This window comes from Pantoea sp. A4 (assembly GCF_000295955.2).
GTDB lineage: Bacteria > Pseudomonadota > Gammaproteobacteria > Enterobacterales > Enterobacteriaceae > Pantoea > Pantoea multigeneris.
The window spans coordinates 41,128-63,501 of the sequence record NZ_ALXE01000033.1 but is presented as its reverse complement, the minus strand read 5'-3'; the positions used below and the strand labels follow the sequence as shown (position 1 = coordinate 63,501).

At 56.0% G+C, this 22,374-nt stretch carries 12 protein-coding genes; 9 read left to right on the top strand and 3 right to left on the bottom strand.

Going from position 1 to position 22,374, the window contains the following annotated elements:
• The first annotated feature begins 60 nt into the window (after nucleotides 1-60).
• From solG to solL, 6 genes are read left to right on the top strand one after another with little or no spacing between them, the layout of a single operon-like run.
• Nucleotides 61-3,546, top strand: a complete 3,486-nt coding sequence (gene solG, locus B880_RS0115740) for a solanimycin non-ribosomal peptide synthetase SolG (protein ID WP_017348402.1) — start codon at nucleotides 61-63, stop codon at nucleotides 3,544-3,546.
• Nucleotides 3,543-8,354, top strand: coding sequence for a non-ribosomal peptide synthetase (locus B880_RS0115735; protein ID WP_017348401.1), 4,812 nt, complete (start codon nucleotides 3,543-3,545; stop codon nucleotides 8,352-8,354). Before solG ends, B880_RS0115735 begins: the two co-directional genes overlap by 4 nt.
• A gap of 24 nt (nucleotides 8,355-8,378) precedes the next feature.
• Nucleotides 8,379-9,677: a solanimycin biosynthesis cytochrome P450 SolI gene (gene solI / locus B880_RS0115730; protein ID WP_017348400.1), complete on the top strand. Its 1,299-nt coding sequence runs from the start codon at nucleotides 8,379-8,381 to the stop codon at nucleotides 9,675-9,677.
• Between the two features lie 36 nt (nucleotides 9,678-9,713).
• Entirely contained in the window at nucleotides 9,714-10,979 is a 1,266-nt protein-coding gene (locus B880_RS0115725) for a glycosyltransferase (protein ID WP_017348399.1), read from the top strand.
• A gap of 27 nt (nucleotides 10,980-11,006) precedes the next feature.
• Nucleotides 11,007-11,549, top strand: a complete 543-nt coding sequence (locus tag B880_RS0115720) for a MaoC/PaaZ C-terminal domain-containing protein (RefSeq protein ID WP_017348398.1) — start codon at nucleotides 11,007-11,009, stop codon at nucleotides 11,547-11,549.
• A 46-nt stretch (nucleotides 11,550-11,595) separates the two neighbouring features.
• The gene (gene solL, locus B880_RS0115715; RefSeq protein ID WP_017348397.1) at nucleotides 11,596-13,029 is read left to right on the top strand and encodes a solanimycin export family MATE transporter SolL; all 1,434 of its coding nucleotides are present in this window, start codon (nucleotides 11,596-11,598) and stop codon (nucleotides 13,027-13,029) included.
• A gap of 100 nt (nucleotides 13,030-13,129) precedes the next feature.
• Here solL and B880_RS0115710 read toward each other — a convergent pair whose 3' ends face one another.
• The 3 genes from B880_RS0115710 to B880_RS0115700 are packed head-to-tail and all read right to left on the bottom strand — an operon-like array spanning nucleotide 13,130 to nucleotide 16,674.
• Complete coding sequence (locus tag B880_RS0115710; protein ID WP_017348396.1) at nucleotides 13,130-14,812, bottom strand: ABC transporter ATP-binding protein; 1,683 nt, start codon at nucleotides 14,810-14,812, stop codon at nucleotides 13,130-13,132.
• Nucleotides 14,812-15,684 carry an ABC transporter permease gene (locus B880_RS0115705; RefSeq protein ID WP_017348395.1) on the bottom strand — a complete coding sequence of 291 codons (873 nt, stop codon included), beginning with the start codon at nucleotides 15,682-15,684 and terminating at the stop codon, nucleotides 14,812-14,814. The genes B880_RS0115710 and B880_RS0115705 overlap by 1 nt, the downstream gene beginning before the upstream one ends.
• Complete coding sequence (locus B880_RS0115700; protein ID WP_017348394.1) at nucleotides 15,685-16,674, bottom strand: ABC transporter permease; 990 nt, start codon at nucleotides 16,672-16,674, stop codon at nucleotides 15,685-15,687.
• Between the two features lie 225 nt (nucleotides 16,675-16,899).
• On the opposite strand from B880_RS0115700, the gene B880_RS0115695 reads away from it, so the two are divergent.
• Genes B880_RS0115695 through B880_RS0115685 form a run of 3 tightly spaced genes read left to right on the top strand, consistent with a single transcriptional unit; the run spans nucleotide 16,900 to nucleotide 22,280 of the window.
• On the top strand, nucleotides 16,900-19,005 hold the full coding sequence (locus B880_RS0115695; RefSeq protein ID WP_017348393.1) for a hydantoinase/oxoprolinase family protein: 2,106 nt from the start codon (nucleotides 16,900-16,902) through the stop codon (nucleotides 19,003-19,005).
• Nucleotides 19,002-20,687: a hydantoinase B/oxoprolinase family protein gene (locus B880_RS0115690; protein ID WP_017348392.1), complete on the top strand. Its 1,686-nt coding sequence runs from the start codon at nucleotides 19,002-19,004 to the stop codon at nucleotides 20,685-20,687. The genes B880_RS0115695 and B880_RS0115690 overlap by 4 nt, the downstream gene beginning before the upstream one ends.
• A 3-nt stretch (nucleotides 20,688-20,690) precedes the next feature.
• On the top strand, nucleotides 20,691-22,280 hold the full coding sequence (locus tag B880_RS0115685; RefSeq protein WP_017348391.1) for an ABC transporter substrate-binding protein: 1,590 nt from the start codon (nucleotides 20,691-20,693) through the stop codon (nucleotides 22,278-22,280).
• The last annotated feature ends 94 nt before the right edge of the window (nucleotides 22,281-22,374 follow it).

The window sequence follows — 22,374 nt, the reverse complement described above, 5'->3', positions numbered from 1 at the left end:
AAGCATGTGTAACACGACAAAACACCCTTGCCTGAAAGTGATTATCATGGAGAACAAATAATGAGCGATTTTGACCAGTTACTGCTGACTCTGGAAAAGGCCAAAATATCAATCGCACTGGACGACGAGGATTTGGTGATCACCGCAGCCAAAGGGGCGCTGACCAGCGAGATTAAAAGCGCGCTGCGCGAACACAAAGCCACGATGTTGAACGCGCTGCGGAGCGGTAAACGCCTCTCCAACGCCTTTGAGGTGGTGGTGCCGGCGAACAAAATTACCCGCCAGACCACGGTGATTACGCCAGAACTGCTGCCTTTGATCGATTTTAGCCAGGACGATATCGATCAGGTTGTCGGTCAGGTGTCTGGTGGTGTCAGCAATATTCAGGACATCTACTCGCTTGCTCCGTTGCAGGAGGGGATCCTGTTTCACCACATGCTGGCGAGCAAGGGCGACCCCTATCTGCAAACGGGCCAGATGAACTTTGCCAGCCGCGAAAAAGTCGACCACTATCTGGCCGCCGTTCAGAAGGTTATCGACCGTCATGACATCATGCGCACCGGCTTTTACTGGGAAGGTGTCTCCACGCCGTGCCAGGTTGTACAGCGGCAAGCCACACTGCATGTGCAGGAGGTTCAGCTGGACCCCGCCAACGGCCCGATTGCTGAGCAGTTAGCCGAGCGCTTCGATCCGTCCCATTACCGGATTGATTTGGCAAAGCCGCCGTTGCTGCACGCCTTTGTCGCCTACGACGCACCCAACGATCGCTGGGAGATGTTCCGGGTGCTGCATCACCTGATTGATGACATCACGTCGGTGCTGATCCTGTCGGCTGAAATCCACACCTTCCTGGCAGGGCGCGGCCATACGCTGCCAGAGGCACAGCCCTTCCGCCGCCTGATTGCCCAGGTCCGTCTGGGTAAGAGCCCGGAAGAGCACGAGCGTTATTTCCGTTCGACACTGAGTGATATCGACGAGCCAACCGCGCTGTATGGGCTGGTGAATATGCTTGATGACGCTGAAATCATTGAGGTGACGCGCAAAGTGCCGCAGCAGCTCAATGACGTGCTGCGCGGCTTTGCACGCCGTCTGGGCGTCAGCCTGGGCAGTATTTGTCATCTGGCGTGGGGACAGGTGCTGTCCTGCCTTAGCGGCCAGGATTCGGTGGTGTTCGGGACCATTTTGTTTGGCCGTATGCACGCCGGTGAAGGCGCAGACCAGATCATGGGGCCGTTCATTAACACCTTACCGCTGCGTCTCGATATGACGGGGGCCAGTGTTGAGGAGAGCGTGCGTGCGACCCATAAACGGTTAGCGGAATTGCTCAGCCATGAACACGCCTCATTAGCGCTGGCCTTGCGTTGCAGCGGAGTGACCAGCGGGATGCCGCTGTTCAATACCCTGTTCAACTACCGCCACAACCGCGAGTCTGAGAGCAAATCGCTGGACTTTGTGGTCCCCGAAGCCGATCAGTGGGACGGTTTTGAAGAGCGAACCACCTACCCGATCACCCTCTCCGTGGATGACTATGGCAGCGCGCTGGGCCTGAATATTCAGGTCGTCGACTCGCTGGATCCGGAACTGCTGTTTGCTTATATGCAGCAGGCGCTGGAAAACATCGCCAAAGCCCTGGGCGAAACGCCTCATCTGCCGATGCAGCAGATCGACATTCTGCCTGCTGCGGAACGGCATCTGCTGTTGAATGAATGGAATGACACCGCCAAAGCGTATCCAGAGGTGGCTTATACCCACCAGATGTTTGAGGCGCAGGTAAAACGCACGCCGTCGGCGACGGCGCTGCGCTTCGGTCAGCGCCAGCTGAGCTACGCCGAGCTGGATGCATTATCCAACCAACTGGCGCACATGTTGCACCAGCGGGGGGTGAAACCGGACGATCGTGTTGCCATCTGCCTGGATCGCAGTCTTGAGATGGTGGTTGGCCTGATGGGCATCATGAAGGCCGGTGCGGCCTATGTGCCGCTTGACCCGGACTACCCGGTTGACCGTCTTGACTATATCCTGCAGGACGCAACGCCGAAGCTGCTGTTAGTCGATCCGCGTGGACGCGAGATCACCGCCGGGCTGGATACGGCTGGCGTGCAGACCCTGGATCTCAACGTTGACGTACTGGCGGGGTCCTCCTTCTCTCGCACCCCGCTCTCCCCTGATGAGCTGGGTCTGAAGTCACATCACCTGGCCTACGTTATCTATACTTCCGGCTCAACCGGCAAGCCAAAAGGGGTGGAAAACGAACACCGTGGCCTGATTAACCGCTTGCAGTGGATGCAGGACGCTTACCCACTCGACAGCAGCGATGCTGTCCTGCAGAAAACCACCTTTAGCTTTGACGTGTCCGTGTGGGAATTCTTCTGGCCGCTTTCCGTGGGAGCAACCCTGGTGGTGGCTCCGCCGGGTGCGCACAAAGATACGCAGGCGCTGGCCCAGGTGATTCAGGAAAAACACATCACGACGCTGCACTTTGTTCCGTCGATGTTGAACCTGTTCCTGGCAAGCGAAGGCGCTGCGGCATGCCGTTCGTTACGCCGTATTGTGTGCAGTGGTGAGGCGCTGAGCTCTGCCAGCGTGGTCGCCTGCCACACTGCGTTGCCGGATACCGCCGTGCATAACCTGTATGGACCCACCGAAGCGGCAATCGACGTGACCGCCTGGACCTGCCCGCGCGATTTGCCAGCCGCCGCCATTGTGCCGATTGGTCGCCCTATCGCTAACCTGCGCATCTATCTGCTCGATCAGCACCTGCGCCCGGTGCCGCTCGGCGTGGCGGGTGAGCTGTATATTGCCGGAACCGGCGTCGCGCGCGGTTACCTCAATCGCCCGGACCTGACGGCTGAGCGCTTCCTCAAAGATCCGTTTGTTACCGATAGCCACGCCCGCATGTACCGCACGGGCGATCTGGCGCGCTACCTGCGTAATGGCGACATTGAATATCTCGGACGTAACGATAACCAGGTCAAGATCCGTGGTTTCCGCATCGAACTGGGTGAGATTGATGCCGTGTTGCTGCAACAGCCTGACATCAGTGAGGCCGTTGTGGTCGCCCGCGATGATGCGCAAGGCGATCTGCGCCTGGTGGCCTATGTGGTGCTGAATGCCACTGCGGAGCGCCACAATACTTCGGAATCTATCGCCCAGTGGCGTGAGCACCTGGCGGCGCAGCTGCCGGACTACATGGTGCCAGCCGCCTTCGTCAGGCTTGACGGGCTGCCGCTGACCGCTAACGGCAAGCTGGATCGTAAGGCCCTGCCGTTGCCTGATGACGACGCGTTCTTCCGCAACACCTACGTTGCGCCAGAGAGCGATGTTGAGATCGTCATGGCCGAACTGTGGCAGGAACTGTTAGGCGTGGAGCGTATTGGTCGTCACGATAACTTCTTCGAATTAGGCGGTCATTCGCTGCTGGCGGTACAGCTGATGCAGCAACTGCGCCAGCGCGATTTGAGTATCGAGATCCGCGAGCTGTTTGAAAATCCGACGATAGCCGAGCTTGCCGAACGCACCGTTGAACTCGATGAGATAAGATTATGATCGATTTTGATGGCCTGTTACAGGCCCTTGACGAGGCGAATATTGCCTTGTCCCTTGATGGCGAATCACTGGTGATCAAGGCGGCTAAGGGAGCATTAACCCCGGAGATTAAGCTGGCGCTGCGTGAGCATAAACCCGCCCTGGTGGAAGCCTTGCGCGCAGGCCGGGATTTCTCCGCTCAGAGAGGCAGTCACGGTGCGCGGGTGCCAGCCAATCTGATTACGCCTCAGACCACGCACCTGACGCCAGAGATGCTACCGCTGATTGATCTGACGCCAGAGGATATCGCCCACATTGTCGCCCAGGTGCCGGGCGGCATGGCAAATATTCAGGATATCTATGCGCTGACGCCGTTGCAGGAGGGGATCCTCTTCCTGCATCAACTCAGCGATAACGGCGATCCTTACCTCCAGTTTGCCCGGGTTTCTCTGGCAAACCGCGCAGTGATGACGCAATACATCGAGGCCGTCCAGCAGACCATTAACCGGCACGATGCTCTGCGCACCGCCTTTATCTGGCAGGGGCTGTCGACACCGGCACAGGTGGTGTTACGGCAGGCCCCCGTGCAGGTGACGGAGCTGGTGCTCGATCCGGCCAATGGCCCGGTCATGTCCCAGCTCACCCAGCGCTATGATCCGGCACATTACCGGGTCGATTTAACGCAGGCCCCTCTGCTGAGCCTGCATACCGCGCAGGACCCGCACACCGGACGTTGGGAAATGGTGATGCTGCAACATCACCTGATCGACGATATCGCGTCGTTGCAGATAATGATCGAGGATATTCGCGCTTTTATGCTCAATCGCGGTCATCTGTTGCCCGCGCCACAGCCTTTTCGCCGCTTGATTGCCCATATCCGGGCATCCGCTTCCACCGCGCAGCACGAGCAGTTCTTCCGCGCGATGCTGGCGGATATCGATGCCCCAACGCTGCCGTTTGGCATCGCGAATGTAGCAGTGGATAACGCAACGGTGGTTGAACACCACCGGAACGTTGAAAAACCGCTGGTTGACCGCTTACGGGCCCATGCACGTCGGCTGGGGGTCAGTATGGGAAGCCTCTGCCATCTGGTGTGGGGGCAGGTCATGGCGCGTGCCAGCGACAGCGATACCGTGGTCTTTGGCACCATCCTGCTGGGCCGTTTGCAGGCAGGCGCGGGTGCTGAGCAGATCATGGGGCCGTTTATCAACACGCTGCCTGTCCGTCTGGATCTGGGTAACGTCGGTGTCGAAGAGAGCGTGCGCACCACGCACAAGCGCCTGGCCGCCCTGCTTGAGTATGAACATGCATCGCTGGGTCTGGCCCAGCGATGCAGTGGTATTGCACCGCCAACGCCTCTGTTCAACGTGTTATTCAACTATCGCCACAACCAGCAGTCAGCGGACGAAAGCCCGACGACGACGGCGGGCGAACGCGATGCCATTGAGTGGCACGGCTTTGAGGAGCGTACCGACTATCCGCTGACTGTCTCGGTGGACGACTTTGGCGATACGCTGCGTCTGAATGTACTCGCGGTGCCAGAGCTCAGCGCGGCACGCATCATGGGCTATCTCCTGCAAACCCTGGCAAGCCTGGCGGAGGCGCTGGATAACACGCCAGCACTGCCGATGCATGCGCTGAACATCCTGCCCGCCGCGGAGCGTCACACCCTGCTGGACGAGTGGAATGATACGCAAAGGGAGTATCCGGCGACGGCAAGCGTGCACCAGCTGTTTGAGCAACAAGCCGCCCGCACGCCTGACGCCGTGGCGGTGATTGAGGGTGAGGCGCAGTTACGCTATCGCGAACTGGATCTGCGGGCTAACCGTCTTGCCTCGGCGCTTATCGCCTGGGGCATCCAGCCAGGTGACATTGTGGCGCTGCTGTTGCCGCGTGGTCGCGCATTGCTGGTCGCGACTTTAGGCATTCTCAAAGCGGGGGCAACCTACGTGCCGCTGGACCCGCTCGCCCCGCAGGCGCGCCTGAACGGGATGATTGATGACTGTGCCGCGCGGTTGCTGGTCAGCGATGCATATCAGCCACTGTCCGCGCACCTGAACCTGCCGATGATGGATATCGGTGGTGACGAAATAACGCGAGCAACGCCCATCCCGGAGGGCATTCTGCGTGCTGGCACGGCACCTGCGTATCTTATTTATACCTCCGGCTCTACCGGGGTGCCGAAGGGCGTACTGGTCCCCCACCGGGCGATAAGTCGTCTGATTTTCAACAGTGGCGTTGGCGAGTTCCAGCCGGGTGAGCGCATGGCGCTGGCCGCCAATACCGCTTTCGATGCCAGCACGCTGGAAATTTGGGGGCCGTTACTGACGGGCGGCACCTGCGTGGTGATCCCGGCGGAGACACTGCTCTCCCCGGCGGAGCTGGTGCAGGTACTCAGGCAACATCATGTCCGGCAGATGTGGCTCACGGTGGGTTTGTTCAACCAGCTGTATACCGAACTGGCCCCGGTGATCCCGCAGTTCACGTCGCTGTTTATCGGCGGTGATGTGCTCGATGCGGGTGTGATTGCTCAGGTCCTGCGTACCTCACCGTGCGCGAAGCTGGTGAACGGCTATGGCCCAACGGAAACCACCACGTTCGCAACCACCTACGCCATTGATGAGGCCAGCGTCGCCGCAGCGGCTATCCCTGTTGGACGCCCTATCGGCAATACCCGCACCTATGTGCTGGACCGCCATCAACATCCCGTTCCGTTAGGGGCCGTGGGTGAACTCTGTATCGGTGGTGACGGTGTCGCCCTTGGCTATCTTAACCGTGAGGCATTGACTAACGAGCGCTTCGTGGCCGATCCCTTTACCGCTGATCCTGCGGCACGGATGTATCGCACAGGCGATCTGGTGCGTTATCGTGAAGACGGCAATCTGCTGTTCGTTGGCCGTAACGATCAGCAGGTTAAACTGCGCGGTTTCCGTATCGAACTGGGCGAAATTGAGGCCCGTCTGGCCGAACATCCCCTGGTGGAAAAAACGCGGGTGCTGGCTCTCGATGACGGCAGAAGTAAGCGCCTGGTCGCGTATGTCATCAGCACCGCAGCAGAAGCGGAGTTGCTGGATTATCTGAACGCGCGGCTACCGGACTATATGGTGCCTGACCGTATCGTCACCGTGGCGCAGTTCCCGTTAACGGCGAACGGTAAAATGGATCTCAAAGCGCTGCCCGCTGTAGCGTTCACGGAAACAATCGCCTGGCGTGCACCGCGTTCGGCGCAAGAAGAGGTGCTCTGTCAGCTCTACGCTGAATTGCTACAGGTGCCGCGTGTCGGTATTGATGACGATTTCTTTGCGCTGGGCGGCCATTCCATTTTGGCAACGGGCCTGATTGCCCGTATCCGCGCCCGGCTGGGCGTCGAACTGCCGGTTCGGGTGCTGTTTGAGCATCCCACGGTGGTGGGACTGGCCAGACACCTCAATGCATCGCACAAAATCCGTCAACCACTCACCCCGATAACGCCGCGTCCGGTCCCGCTCCCGGTCTCCTACAGTCAGCATTTGATGTGGGTTGGACAGAATACGCGCGGCAACAACTCGTCGCTCAACACGCCGATTGTGGTTTCACTGGAAGGCACACTCGATCTGGCCGCGTTAACCGCCGGGCTGAACGATCTGGTTGAACGTCATGAAACACTGCGAACCCGTTTTGCCGTCGTCAACGATCAGCCGGTGCAGGTGATTTCACCCTTTAGCGAGATGCAGATCGAGGTGCCCTGCATTGACATCAGCGCGGAGAAGGTTCATCAAACCGTGTTTGAGGCGATTACCTGTGTCTTCGATCTCGCCGTTGATTATCCGTTCCGTCCCGCTATTTTGCGCGTCACGCCACATCAGCACATCCTGGTGCTGTTGTTCCACCATATTGCCTGTGACGCCTTTTCACTCGCGCCGTTAACGCGTGATCTGACGCTGGCTTATCAGGCGCGTAGCGCAGGCCGTGCGCCTGACTTCACTCCGTTGCCGGTGCAATATGCCGACTATGCGGTGTGGCATCGGGCGTTACTCGGCGATCCGAATCAGCCAGACAGCCTGTATGCCGAACAGTTGGCCTACTGGAAAAACACCCTCCACGGTGTGCCCGCGACCTTGTCCCTCCCGCAAGACTACCCACGCCCGGAGCGCCCAAGCTACCGGGGAGAAGTCTTGCCACTGCATATTCCTGCTGCTCTGCATCAGCGTCTGAGCAGGCTGGCACGCGAACGCAACATGACACTGTCGATGGTATTGCAGGCCGCATTGGGGATCTTTTACACCCGCCTGGGTGCCGGGGAGGATATTCCACTGGGGGCCATTTTGGCCGGGCGCAGTGACGAGGCGCTCAACGAGCTGGTGGGATGTTTCCTGACGCAGTGGGTCATGCGCGTTGATACCTCGGGGAACCCTTGCGTCAACGATGTTCTTGAGCGAGTCAGGACGCAAGCGCTGGCCTCTTATGATCATCAGGACATTCCCTACCTGAAGTTGGTTAGCGAGCTCCTCCCGGTGCGTTCACCGGCGCACTATCCGCTGTTCCAGACCATGATGATCCTGCAAAACACCCCTGCGGAGGTGTTCAACGTGCCTGGCCTTGAAGCCCGCGTCCTGCCGGTTCACAGCGGCAACACCAAGTGGGATCTCTACTACATGCTGTACGAAAAATACGGCGATGAAGGCACCCCGCTGGGCATGGAGGGCATCCTGGAGTACGCCGTGGATCTGTTTAGCCGGGAAACCGCTGAAATGCTGGTGACGGGGTATCTCGCCACCCTGGAAGCGATGGCAGAGTCCCCCGAGAGGCCGATTGCGCAGTTGTCCGTGGGTGGCCTTTCTGGCCGTTGATAACAATAGACTGAGTGAGCGTAAATGACTGAGTTAATTGATGTTATGGAAGAAAATATTAATACGCTTCCGCTAGAGCAGCTGAACCCTGCCCGCCGCGATCGGTTTGTGAATGCCACCGAACTGCCGGTGTTTGAACGTTTACGCCGGGAAGATCCGGTGCATTACACGCCGGACAGCGAATTTGGCCCTTACTGGTCGCTGACGCTGTGGGAGGACATTCGTGCCGTAGGCAATAACCATCACGATTTTACTTCCACGGAAAATATTGACCTCAAGTCGATCGAAGAAAAAATCAATCTCGAAGCCGCGTTAAAGGCGCTCGGCCATAAACGCCGCAAGAATGTCGGGTTTATTACCATGGACCCGCCGGAACACACCAAACACCGTAAAGCCGTGGCACCGGGTATGGGGCCGGCCATCCTGGCCCAGATGGAGCCGCTGCTGCGGGAGCGTGCGGGGGTTATTCTCGATAACCTGCCGGTGGGCCTCCCCTTTGACTGGGTGGACAAAGTCTCCAAAGAGCTGACCGCCACCGTGCTGGCGACACTGTTTGATTTCCCGTTTGAGGATCGCCGCCTGCTGACCCATTGGTCAGATATGCTGATGTACGAGCCTGGGCACGGGCCGGTAAAAAGCTGGGAACACAAAGCTGAAGAGACGGTGAAATGTTATCAGGCCTTTGAGGCGCTGTGGGAAAAACGCCGCAACGAACCGCCTTCTCATGACCTTATATCGATGCTCGCTCACCACCCTGAGACCTGCAACATGACCCTTGAGGAGTTTCGGGGCACCATCGTGTTGCTGATTATCGGCGGCAATGACACGACGCGTAACACCATCTCCGCCAGCCTTTACTGGCTGGACAAATACCCCCAGGAGTACGCCAAACTCAAGGCTAACCCGGAACTGGTGATGTCAATGGTGTCAGAGACGCTGCGTTTTCAGACGCCGATTAACTTTATGAGCCGCGTGGCGAATCGCGATGTTGAGATCCGTGGCAAGCAGATCCGCCAGGGTGACCGTGTCCTGATGTGGTATCTGTCCGGTAACCGGGACGCTGCGGTGATTGACGACCCGGATACCTTTTGCATCGATCGTGAGCGCGCACGTCGTCATCTCTCGTTTGGTGTGGGTGTTCATGCCTGTATCGGCAGCCGGGTCGCCGAAATGCAGTTATCGATTATCTGGCAGGAGATCCTCAAGCGCTTCTCTCACATCAAGGTGCTCGGCGAGCCGACACGCAGCTACTCCAATTTTTTACACGGGTTCGAGAACCTTCAGGCCATCATTCCAAAGAATACTCAAGATGCGAATCAGTAATTTAGCGGTTTGCCGCGCATATAAGGGCGGTATTCGATGAAAATATCCTTGTTCACCGCGGGTTCTATGGGCGACATTCGCCCCTTTATTGTACTGGGTAAACGGCTGCAACAGATGGGGCATCAGTGCGCCATCATGTCGGGCGAAAGAAACGAAAAAATCGTGACCGACGAGGGACTGGAGTATGACCAATGGGATCTCGACCTTCCCGAAGCGCGTCAGGTGGAGCAAGGCCTGATGAACGGTGACTCGGCCCATAAGGCCGCGAAAAAAATGTCCGGCGTGGTCGATAAACTGATGTCGCTGTGGGTCGAGCAAGCCACCCAGGCTGTGCAAGGTAGCCGCCTGATCATTGCTGCGAATCAGGCGGTTCCCCTCGCCCTGTCTGTTGGCGAAAAGTTTGATATCCCGGTGGTCTCTCTCTATTTCGCCCCTTTAACGCCGTCACGCTCCATACCGCCCCTTTTCCTGAAGCCCATCATCAGGCTGCCGGGGTTTCTCAATATCGCGCTCAGCAAAGTACTACGCCTTGTGATGTGGCGTGTTGTGGCGAAGTCCTATGCAGCGTGCCGGGCTAACCTGGGGCTTCCCGCCTGGAAGTGGGGCGGCCCCTGGTCCGACAAAGTCTATGATTCCAGAAAAATCATTTATGCGTTTAGCCCGTATTTAGTGCCAAGGCCAGAGGAGTGGCCGGAAGCCTCCATCAAGATAGCGGGCAGCTTGTCCGGTGAAATGAGCAGTACACAAGGCGTTTCACCGGAGCTGGAGCAGTTTATCGTCAGCGGTGAGAAACCGGTTTATATCGGTTTTGGCAGTATGGTCTGCGTTGATCCCGAAAGTCTGACGCAAAAAATCATCAACGTCATTAAACGTTCAGGTCTGCGTGCTGTAATCATGACCGGCGGGGGGGCGCTTAATAAGGCATTGATTGCGGCAGCCAATCTGCCGGGCGTGTTTTGCGTGGAGAACGTGTCTCACTCATGGCTTTTCGCACGCGTGAAAACCGTCTTCCACCACGGAGGCAGTGGCACCGTAGCCGCCGCCGCACGCGCCGGAGCACCACAGGTCGTTATGCCCTTTATCTATGACCAGTTTTACTGGGCATGGCAGCTGGAGATGCTGGGGGTCAGCGGCGGCAGCCTCAATGTCAAACGCATCGAGGAAGGTGACATTGAAAATGCCCTGCAGAAAAGTTTTTCCCCGGAGGTGGCTCAATGCGCGCATACGCTCAGGCAAAAAATCAGCGTTGAGAACGGCGTAGATAACACCATTACGGAACTGCAGCATTGGGGCTTGCTGTGAAAGAATAAATAAAAGAGGTTTGTGAATATGTATAACGGAACTTCTGCAAAAGACTATTTTAATCACACCGGTGAATACGCCTCAGGCAGTGAGGTAACGGATATTATTCCTGACAGATTGCATCTGGATGCCCTTAAAGTGGGACAGGTTTTTCACAGCCATGAATATTATGTCAGCGCTGATGAGATCAGGGCATTCTCGTCCAAATATGATCCTCAGCCTTTTCATATGGACGATGAGCTGGCGAAAGACTCTATCTTCAATGGCCTGACGGCCAGCGGTTGGCTTACGGTCAGTATCACCATGAATCTCCTGGTGAAAAGCCTGCCGTTGGCGCAGGGGATTATTGGTACCGGCGTGGAGAAAATTAACTGGCACCGGCCGACGCGGCCCGGAGACAGACTGCGAATCAGCGCCACTATCACGAAAATCACACGTTCTCCCGCCCGTCCAGACCGCGCCGGGGTGAGCATTCATATTTCAACCATTGGTCAGGATAATAAAATACGGCAAGAGCTGGTCGGAAATTTACTTATTTTGCGGGAAAAAGATCCCTCCGCGACCTGTTAAACAGAACAATAAGTGCTTCGTCGCTTTCAACCTAAGGAAACACTGCGTGGTCACTGATATTTCTGGCAGCGAAAAAAATACGTTGCTTCAAGGTTCAATATTGCGTTCTCTGGCCCAAATTGGTGTCCCGGTGATTGTCGCCAATCTCCTGCAATCCGGTTACATCATGGTGGATGCTTTCTGGGTTGGCCGTCTGGGGGACAAAGCCGTTGCCGCGATATCGGTCAGTCAGCCGATCGTTTTTCTCGTTTTTGCTCTGGGGATCGGCTTTAGCGTGGCGGGAGCGACGCTGGTTGCACAGTATATCGGGGCTAACCGGCATCATGAGGCGAATACGATTGCCTCGCAGGTCTTTATGTTGGCGCTGCTGTTCGGTATCCCGATTTCCGCAGGGGCTTATCTGCTGTCGCCCGCGCTGCTGCGAACCCTCGGCACGCAAGACGATATTTTCGCATTGGCGCTGAGTTTTCTGCGGGTGATCGTCAGCGGCATGGTGTTTACCTTTGGGTTTGCGATGTTGCAGTCACTGATGAGAGGCGCAGGTGAAGTCCGCATCCCGTTAATGATAACGCTAGGCACCCTGTTCCTGAATGCGGTGCTGGACCCGTTATTGATCTACGGTTGGGGAGCGCTCCCTGCCTTTGGCGTAACGGGAGCGGCCATCGCGACGCTGATCAGCCAGGGTATCGCCATGGTGGCTGGGCTTGTCGTATTGCATTCACGTTTTGTGGTGCTTAAAGTCCATTTTCGCGCCATGAGACCTCGCCTCGATCTCTTAAAGTCCGTCCTGCGGCTTGGGGTGCCAGCATCTATTGAGCTTTGTGCGCATGCCTTGAGCGCCAGCGGAATGGTGGCGCTGGTTGCCGTGCTGGGAACCACCGTGACGGCCGCCTACGGCGTGGTCAACAACATCAATGCATTGGTGATTGTGCCGGCGATTGGTATGTCGATAGCGACGGCAACGCTGGTGGGCCAAAACATTGGCGCAGGCCATTTCAGGCGGGCGCAGGCAATCGGGCGTTTAAGTGCCCTCATCGCCTTTGTCGCGTTGACGCTGGTGGGCCTGTGCGCCTTTATTTTTGCCTCCGATATTGTGGCCTTCTTCGTCCCCCATCAGACGCAGGTTATCGAACAGGGCAGCCATTTTCTGCATATCGTTGGCCCCAGTTACGGCCTGATCGGGTTACAGATGGTGATTAACGGTGCTTTCCGCGCGATGGGACGCACCATGACCACCATGATATTGGCACTGGTTTCGCAATGGGTGGTGCTGATCCCGCTGGCCTGGGTGCTCTCGCACTCCACCTCGCTCGGCATCTCCGGGCTGTGGTATGCATTCCCGATCACCAATCTGTTGATCGCGGTGGTGGCCGTAGTTTTGTTTGCTCGCACGGATTGGCAGCGTTCTAGCCTGGTAAATCAAACAGAAGAAACACCCCAAGGCGCGATTGCCACCCGGGCTGATGCCCCGTCTGTTTAGTCATTTGATCGCGGGGAAACCGGTGCGTGGCAGCGTCTTGCTGTCACGCCGGTAGGCGTTAATCCGATGGCGAGGATTTACGGGGCAATGATTTTTATCTTTAGGCAGAGCGTTTTATGAAAGGGATATCACTCTCACCTTTGACTGCCGAAAGCAGTTGTTGAGTGTATGTATGCTGGGGTTGGCACCAGATCTGCTCGACGGCGCCAGACTCCACAATCTCTCCCTGTTGCATCACTAAAATACGATCCGACATGTATCTCACCACGCCAAGGTTGTGGGAAATAAACAAGTAGCTAAGACCAAACTCCTGCTTCATTTCCAGCAGCAGATTGAGAATTTGCGCCTGAACAGAGACATCCAGCGCAGAAACGGCTTCATCACAAATCACTAAACGGGGTTTGACGATAAGCGCACGGGCGATGCCAATACGTTGGCGCTGACCCCCTGAGAATTCATGGGCATAGCGATGCAGGGATTGTTTAGGCAACCCCACGCGGTCAAGCATGGCGTGTATTCGCTGCAATCGCTGTGCGGCAGGCAGAGGATCGTGCAATCGCAGCACCGAATCGAGAATCGTAAAAATGGTGTGGCGCGGGTTTAACGAGGCATAAGGATCCTGGAAAATCATCTGCACACTTTTACGCAGTGTCTTCAAAGACGCTTCAGGTTGATGGGTGATATCCGCGCCATCGAGCAAAATATTGCCGCTATCACTTTGGAGCAGCCTTAATAAGGTGCGTGAAAGCGTCGATTTTCCGCAACCGGATTCCCCCACTAATCCCAGTGTTTCACCACGGTAGAGCTCAAAACTCACCTGTTTCAGCGCGGGTATCGCTTTTCGGCCCTGTTTATAGCTCACGTTAAGGTCGTTAACAGACAGCAAAGCGGGTCGGCGCTTCTCCTGGATTAATGGCGCAAAAGGCAACATGACGGGCTGGTGTAAATGAAATTGTGCGCCACCCTCGTGACGAATTTCCGTCAGTAAGCGCTGTCGGTAGTGCAGATCGTTCTCGCCCAACAACGAAGCGGCCATCAGCCCACGCGTATAGTCATGTTCAGGAGCGCTGAAAATGGCTTCTGCCTGGCCCTGCTCTACGATGTCACCATGATGCATCACCGCCACTTTATCAGCCCACCGTGAAACCAGCCCCAGATCGTGGGTGATCATCAGAATACCCAAGGAAAGCTCGCGGCGGAGTTTGTCCAGCAACAACATGATGTTCGTTTGCACCGTCATATCCAGTGCGGTGGTCGGTTCGTCTGCAATGAGTAATTTGGGTTCACAGGCTACGGCCATCGCGATCATCACACGCTGGCGTTGACCGCCGGAGAGTTGATGCGGAAAATCATCCACGCGTCGTGCCGGGTCAGGAATGTTGACCAGATTTAAGAGTTCAATGGCACGGGTTCGTGCTTGCTGACGACTGAGGTTCTGATGAACGCGCAGGCTCTCTGCAATCTGTGCGCCGATGCTGTAAACGGGGTTGAGCGAGGTCATCGGCTCCTGGAAAATCATCGAAAGCTGATCGCCACGCAGGCTACGTAATTGCGGTTTCGGCAGGCTAAGCAGCTCCTGACCAGCAAAAAGAATACGGCCTTGCACCTTTGCCTGATTGCTCAGCAGGCCCATGATCGACAAGGCAGTGACTGATTTACCGCTGCCGGACTCACCGACCAAAGCCAGCATTTCACCCCGCGCCAGGGTAAAATTCACGTGATTAACGGCCGCGTGCTGGCCGAATTGGATGTGTAAATTCTCAACGCTCAGTAGCGGCTGCATTATTGCTCACTCAGTCTTGGATTAAGGGCATCGTTGAGTGCATCACCCAGCAAATTGAGCCCCAGTAGGGTGATGACTAACGCCAGGCCCGGTTCGGCGGTGAGATACCACGCGGTACGCAACATTTCACGGCCACTGCCAATCAGAAATCCCCAACTCACGACGTTGGGATCACCCAGTCCCAGAAATGAGAGTGCGGCTTCCATCAGGATGGCTGATGCCACCATCACGGATGACGTCACGATAATGGCGGGCAGCGCATTGGGCAGCATTTCGCGGAAAATGATATGCAGAGATGAGAATCCCTGACAGCGTGCTGCGAGCACAAAGTCGGCCTCACGTAAGCTGCGAAATTCGGCGCGAACCAGCCGTGCAATGGTTGGCCAGGTGGTGATGCCAATGCTGATCGTGATGAGTTCAACCGAGGGCGTGGAGATGGCCAAAATAATAATAACCAGCAAAAACGCAGGCATGGTCTGAAACAGCGTGGTAATCCGCATGATCACATTGTCAATGACGCCGCCATAATAGCCGCTCAGGCTCCCCATCACTGTGCCAACGGCCAACCCAATCAACGTTGCGCCAAGGCCAATCAGTAGCGATATTTGCGCACCGTGAAAAATCCCTGCCGCCAGATCGCGGCCCATTGCATCGGTGCCCAACGGCCACTGCATATCCGTGCCGGGTTGCAGCAAAGGAGAAGCCACCATGTCAAGGGGATCGCCCGGATATAGCCAGGGAGCGCTGACGGCCATGACCACCACCGCAAGCAAAATCAGCAGACCGATAAGGCCCGCAGGATTGTGTAAAAACTGGCGCAGGGCACGATGAGTGGATGAGTTTTTGTCAGAAAGGAGTGAAAGCGTCGCCATTTAATTTCTCGCAATACGCGGATCGAGCCAGGCATGGATGAGATCAACCACAAAGTTGGCGATCAGCACCAATAAAGAGGAGAAGAGCAAGATGCCCAACAGAATATTGACGTCACGCGCCATCACCGCATCCAGTGCCAGCCTGCCAAGGCCTGGCCAGGAAAACACGGTTTCCACCACTGCCGCACCACTTAACAAGGTGGCGATATGCATGCCACTCACGGTAACCAGCGGGATCAATGCACAGCGCAGTACATGCACCAGCGTGACACGCAGCGGTGAAAGTCCCTTGGCATGCGCAGTGCGAACGAAATCCTGGTGCATAATCTCCAGCATGGTGGCGCGCGTCAGCCGGGCATAAATTGCCAGGAAGAAACTCGCCAACGAGAAGACCGGCAGAACCGCATGTGAAATGACATCACGCAGATAATCCCAGCCTTGCAAATTCGCGCCAATGGTCATGTTGCCACTACTCGGCAACCAGCCTAAATGTACCGAGAATAAGACCAGCAGCATTAAGCCAATCCAGAAACCAGGCAATGAGTAGAGCAGTAAACTGGCGAAGGACAATAATCTGTCGGGCCAACGCCCAACGAATAACGCCATAATGACACCAGACAAAACGCCCGCCATTAAGGCGACTAATTGTGCCGCTATCATCAAAACCAGCGTTGCGGGCAGTCGAGAGACTATCAGTGTGGTCACTGGCGTATTGAAGCGCGGCGAAAACCCGAGATTACCTTGCAGAATATGATGTCCCCAGCTAAGGAACTGCTGCCATGCGGGTAAGTTCAAACCATATTGCTCGCGCATTAAGGCCATGCTGGCTGCACTCGCGCCTCCAGACTCACCGGCCAAAACGTCAACGGCATCCCCGGGGATTGCTTTGAGAATAATAAACATGATCAGTAAGATACCAATAAACGTTGGCACGACCTGAAGCGCAGTTTTTATCATAAATGAGAGCAACCAATGGCGTTCTCGCTGCATTAATGACGTCCTTGCATGGCATATTGGTGAGCAGCAAAACTAGCAGGCGATGTATTCAGGGCTTAATAATCATTCAGCAAAAGCATTGCCAAAATAAAGATATTCGGGAAGTAAGCGAGCTTATGCAAATATTCACTGAGCTAACGCGAAATACTCAGTAGTCATCCCTGATGTGATGTCAGTTAATGACGCCCTCCACTTTCAATTCTTTGCAAAGGCGAAGGGATGTCAGAAAAACACGCAGTAAAACCCACCAATCGGGTAGCGGTAGATGTGGGCGGCACCTTTACCGACATAGTATTAACACAGGGCACAATTCAATATTCAGCCAAAGTATTGACCAGCGCCGATGCACCAGAGCGCGCAGTGATTGCGGGTATAGATGAAGTACTCCATCAGGCGGGGTTGGATTTCGCCGCCATTGATCTGTTGATACTGGGGACCACGCTAGCGACGAATGCGCTTATTGAACGCAAGGGCGCGCGTACCGCGCTGATTACCACAGCAGGGTTCCGTGATCTGGTAGAAATTGGTCAAGAAGATCGCTTTGCGCAATATGACGTATTCCTGCAAAAGCCACGTCCGTTAGTGGCGCGTGAATGGCGTTTTACCGTGGAGGAGCGTATTGATGCACAAGGCACCGTGCGCATTCCCCTGAACGAACCCCAGGTGGTGGCGCTGGCGCGTGAACTGGAAGCGCTGAATATTGAAAGCCTCGCTATTGGCTACCTCCAGAGTTTTATCAATCCGCAACATGAGCAGCGCACCGCTGAAATTCTGCGTGACCTTTTGCCCAATGTGACTATCTCGCTCTCCAGCGAAGTGTGCCCGGAGATTCGCGAATATGAACGTCTCTCCACCGTTTCCGCGAATGCCTATGTGCAGCCCTTGGTTGCAGGGTATCTGCAGCGCTTACAACAGCAGCTACGCACGCGTGGTCTTCGGGTGCAGCCCTATCTGATGACCTCCGGCGGGGGGATCACCACGTTAGAAAATGGGATCAGCGAGCCGGTACGACTCGTGGAATCCGGCCCTGCCGGTGGAGCCATACTTGCCAGTAACATTGCCAGCCAGCTTGGCCTGAAAAAAGTGCTGTCGTTTGATATGGGCGGCACGACCGCCAAAATCTGCTTTATCGATAATTTCCAGCCGCAAATTTCACGTAGCTTTGAATTTGGTCGTGTGCACCGTCATCAAAAAGGCTCCGGTCTACCCATTCGCATTCCGGTGATTGATCTGGTGGAGATCGGTGCTGGAGGGGGCTCTATTGCCCGTATCGACAATCTGCAACGCCTGCAAGTCGGTCCAGACAGCGCAGGTTCCGCGCCCGGTCCGGTCAGCTATAACCTTGGTGGCGAGTTAGTGACCATAACCGATGCTAATGCGCAACTGGGCTTGCTGGATCCGGCCCGCTTTGCCGGCGGAAAAGTAGAACTGAACGTCAGCAAAGCGGCACAGGCCCTCGTGCAACAGATTGGTGAACCGCTAGGACTGGCCACCGATGACGCAGCGCTTGCCGTGACGGAAATTATCGCTGAGAACATGGCGAATGCAGCGCGCGTGCATGCCAGCGAACTCGGCAAGCAAGTTGATAGCTACACGCTGATCGCCTTTGGTGGTGCGGCCCCACTCCATGCAGCCCGTCTTGCGACTAAGCTTGGCATCGATCGCGTAGTCATACCGCATGCTGCGGGCGTTGGCTCTGCGCTGGGTTTCCTGTGGGCGCCGGTGGCTTATCAGGCGGTGCGCAGCTTTTATCAACGCTTAGATAATGCCAATTTCGCGGCAATCAACACGTTGCTGGCCACGCTGAGCGAACAGGCGAAGCGCATCGTGCAGCAAGCGGATGCAGGCGCAGACGTTTCATTGCAGCGCAGTGTTTATCTGCGCTATGCCGGGCAAGGGCATGAGGTTCCTGTGGCGCTGGAAAGTGACACCCTGGACGAACAGGCGGTGATAGCGCTGCACGAGCGATTCACGCTGATCTACCGCCAGCTCTATGGCAGAAGCCTCGATCACGTGGCCGTTGAGGCTATGAGCTGGACCGTTACGGCTTCAACCACCGCGCCAGAGGTTACCTTCCCGGCCGTCGTTGAAGATACACCTCCAGCCTTAGCCATTACGCAACGAGAGATCTATTCCCCCCAGCAACAGCAGCGTATTCAGGTGCCGGTTTACACGCGTGCACATCTTCGTGACAACCTCGCAGGCCCACTGTTAGTGGCCGATGCGGAAACCACCACATGGGTAGATGAACTGTTTGCCGTTAGTCGCACACGCGAAGGTCATCTCTTGCTGGAACGCCAAACGGTCAAAGGAGCTGCACAATGAGCCAGAAAGAAATCCAGTATCAGGTGATCTGGAATCGGCTGATTTCAGTGGTTGAAGAGCAGGCGCAGGCACTGATTCGTACCGCCTTCGGCACCGCAACGCGTGAAGCAGGCGATCTCTCCGCGGGCGTGTTTTTACCGGATGGGCGCATGGTAGCGCAGGCGGTCACGGGCACCCCTGGCCACGTTAACTCCATGGCGGAATCGGTAAAACATTTTCTACGCGTATTTCCCATTGAAAGCCTGCAACCGGGAGATGTGCTGCTGACTAACGACCCGTGGAAAGGCACTGGCCACCTGTATGACATTACGATGGTGACGCCGGTCTTCCATCAAAATCGTCCGGTGGCGCTGTTTGCTTCCACGTTGCACGTGATTGACATTGGCGGTCTCGGCCCAGGTCCGGATGGTCAGCAAATCTGGCATGAAGGTCTTTTCTTGCCCATTCTCAAATTCATTCATGCCGGAAAGCTTGATGAAACGGTATTGAATATCGTTAAAGCCAACGTACGTGAACCGGCTCAGGTCGAAGGCGATTTTCTGGCGCTGGTGGCCTGCAATGACGTTGGCGCACGCCGTTTGCTGACAGTGCTTGATGAGTTTGCCCTGCCGGATCTGCAAGCGGTGGGTGAGTTTATTTTGACCCGTTCTGAGCAGGCCATGCTGGACGCCGTACGGAGCTGGCCGAGCGGAAGCTGGGAGAGCGAATTGTGGGTTGATGGGTACGATGAGCCGCTACGTTTGCAGGCTAAACTGACCCTTAGCGATGAGGGGATTCACGTTGATTTTGCCGGAAGCGCAGGTTTTGTCGCCAAAGGCATTAACGTGGTCAAAGCCTATACCGATGCCTACACCTCGTTTGGCATCCGCTGCCTGATTGGGGCTGACATCCCCAACAATGCGGGATCGTTAGGTGTGATTAAGATTGACGCGCCGGAAGGTTCGATCCTCAACGCGCCCTATCCCGCGGCCGTAACTTCACGCCATATCATTGGTCAGATGCTGCCGGACATTGTGTTCAATTGTCTGCGTCAGGCACGGCCTGGCGAAGTCCCAGCGGAAGGCGCGTCTTGCCTGTGGAATATCCAGCTGTCAGGCGGCCATATTTTGGCGCAGTACGACGCCAAAAATACGCTGACCCAACCGCGATTCTCCATCACCAGTTTCTCAACAGGAGGGACCGGAGCACGCCCACAACTCGATGGGCTTTCTACCACCTCGTTCCCCAGCGGCGTGCGCAATGTCTCGCTGGAAATTCTGGAGTCGATCAGTCCGGTGGTGTTCTGGCGCAAAGAGTATCGTCAGGATTCTGGCGGTGCGGGTGTGCAACGCGGCGGGCTTGGTCAGGTGATTGAGCTTTCTCACGGCCAGGACTTGCCGATGGAACTGGGTGCAGCCTGGGATCGCATTCACTTCCCGGCGCAAGGTGCAGAAGGTGGATCAGCGGGAGCGCCCGGTCGCGTTACGCTCTCCACGGGTGAAACGCTGTCAGGTAAGGGACGACAGGTCATTCCTCCAGGCAGCCGTCTGATTGTCGAGACGCCTGGCGGCGGCGGTCTGGGTCAGCCTCTGCAACGGCAACCACAGCTGATCGCACGTGATTTAGCTAATCAACTGGTTAGCCCTCAGGCAGCCGAAGACCTTTATGGTCATAACGTCCAACAGTCTGATAAAACGGAGTAATTGATGACTTCACTGTTTCGCCGCTCATTATTGGCAGCGGCATTAAGCGCAACACTTCTGGGAAATGTTGCCCATGCGGCTGATCCACAACCGGGTGGAACGCTAAATCTTGTGCTCAACTATGAACCTCCGGCGTTGATTGCATTAACGACGGTAGCCACGCCCGCGCTGAGTGTTAGCGCAAAAGTCACCGAAGGTTTGCTCAGCTATGATTTCGATCTGAATCCCAAACCGCAGTTGGCAACCCGTTGGGAAGTGAGCGCTGATGGCACACGTTACACTTTCCACCTGCGCCCGGGTGTGAAGTGGCATGATGGGCAGGATTTTACATCAGCGGACGTTGCCTTCTCCATCGAGCTGCTTAAAAAGGTGCATCCTCGCGCGTCGAGTACCTTCGCCAATGTGATCAGGGTCGAAACACCGGATGCCTTAACCGCCGTGCTGGTGCTGTCGAAGCCCGCGCCTTATCTGATTAAGGCTTTTGCCGCAGCAGAGTCACCGATTGTGCCCAAACATATTTATGAGGGCACCGATCCGCTGACCAATCCGCATAATAATGCGCCGATTGGCACCGGTCCCTATGTGTTTGATAAATGGGTGCGTGGCAGTTACATCCTTTACAAGCGCAACCCACATTACTGGGATAAAAGCCGCCCGTATCTCGACCAGCTGGTGGTGAAATTCATTCCCGATGCGGCTGCCCGTTCGGTCGCGTTTGAGACCGGAGAAGCCGATCTGGGTTATCGCACTCCCGTGGCATTGAATGATGTCGCGCGCCTCAAAACCCTGCCTCAATTGGGCTTTGAGACCAAAGGCAACAGCTATTCGTATAACGTCAGTTCGCTGCAATTCAACCTTGATGACCCGCACTTTAAGGATTTACGCGTACGCCAGGCCGTTGCGCATGCGATTAATCGCAATGTGATTTTACAAGTGGCCTACTTCGGCCTGGGGCAAGTGACCGCGTCACCGATTGCGCCAGGTCTTAAGGCGTATTATGACCCTTCGCCTTCGCCCTACGATTTTGATATTAAGAAAGCCGATGCGCTGCTGGACCAGGCCGGTTTCCCGAAAGGACCCGACGGGACACGCTTCAGCGTGACACTGGATTACAACCCAATTGCTGAAGATATGCGTAAGACGGCGGAATACACCCGTTCTGCACTGGCAAAAATCGGCATAAAGGTGACGTTGCGTGCGCAGGATCTTTCCAGCTTTGTACGACGTATCTATACCGATCGGGACTTCTCCTTCACCGTTAATGGTCACAGTAATCTTTACGATCCGACCGTAGGTGTTCAGCGCATTTACTGGTCGAAAAATTTCCGCAAAGGCGTGCCATTCTCTAACGCATCGGATTACCACAACCCAGAAGTGGATCGGCTGTTAGAAGCGGCACAAACCGAGAACGACCCGCAGAAGCGGGTAGAAGAGTTCAAAGCGTTCCAAAAAATTGTCGAGCAGGAATTACCGGATATTAATTTGATCTCGCCGCAATTTATCACCATTTATAACCGCAAGGTGCACGACCACTCGGTCACCGCAGATGGGATTGAAGGTAATTTGTCGCAGGTGTGGCTGGATAAAAAGTAGACTCAACGCGCCCCTTTCGGGGCGCAAATTTATCCGGGCGGGTACAATATTAGCGCCCGACGCACTGTTGCTGAACTAAGCCACCCATCACCGC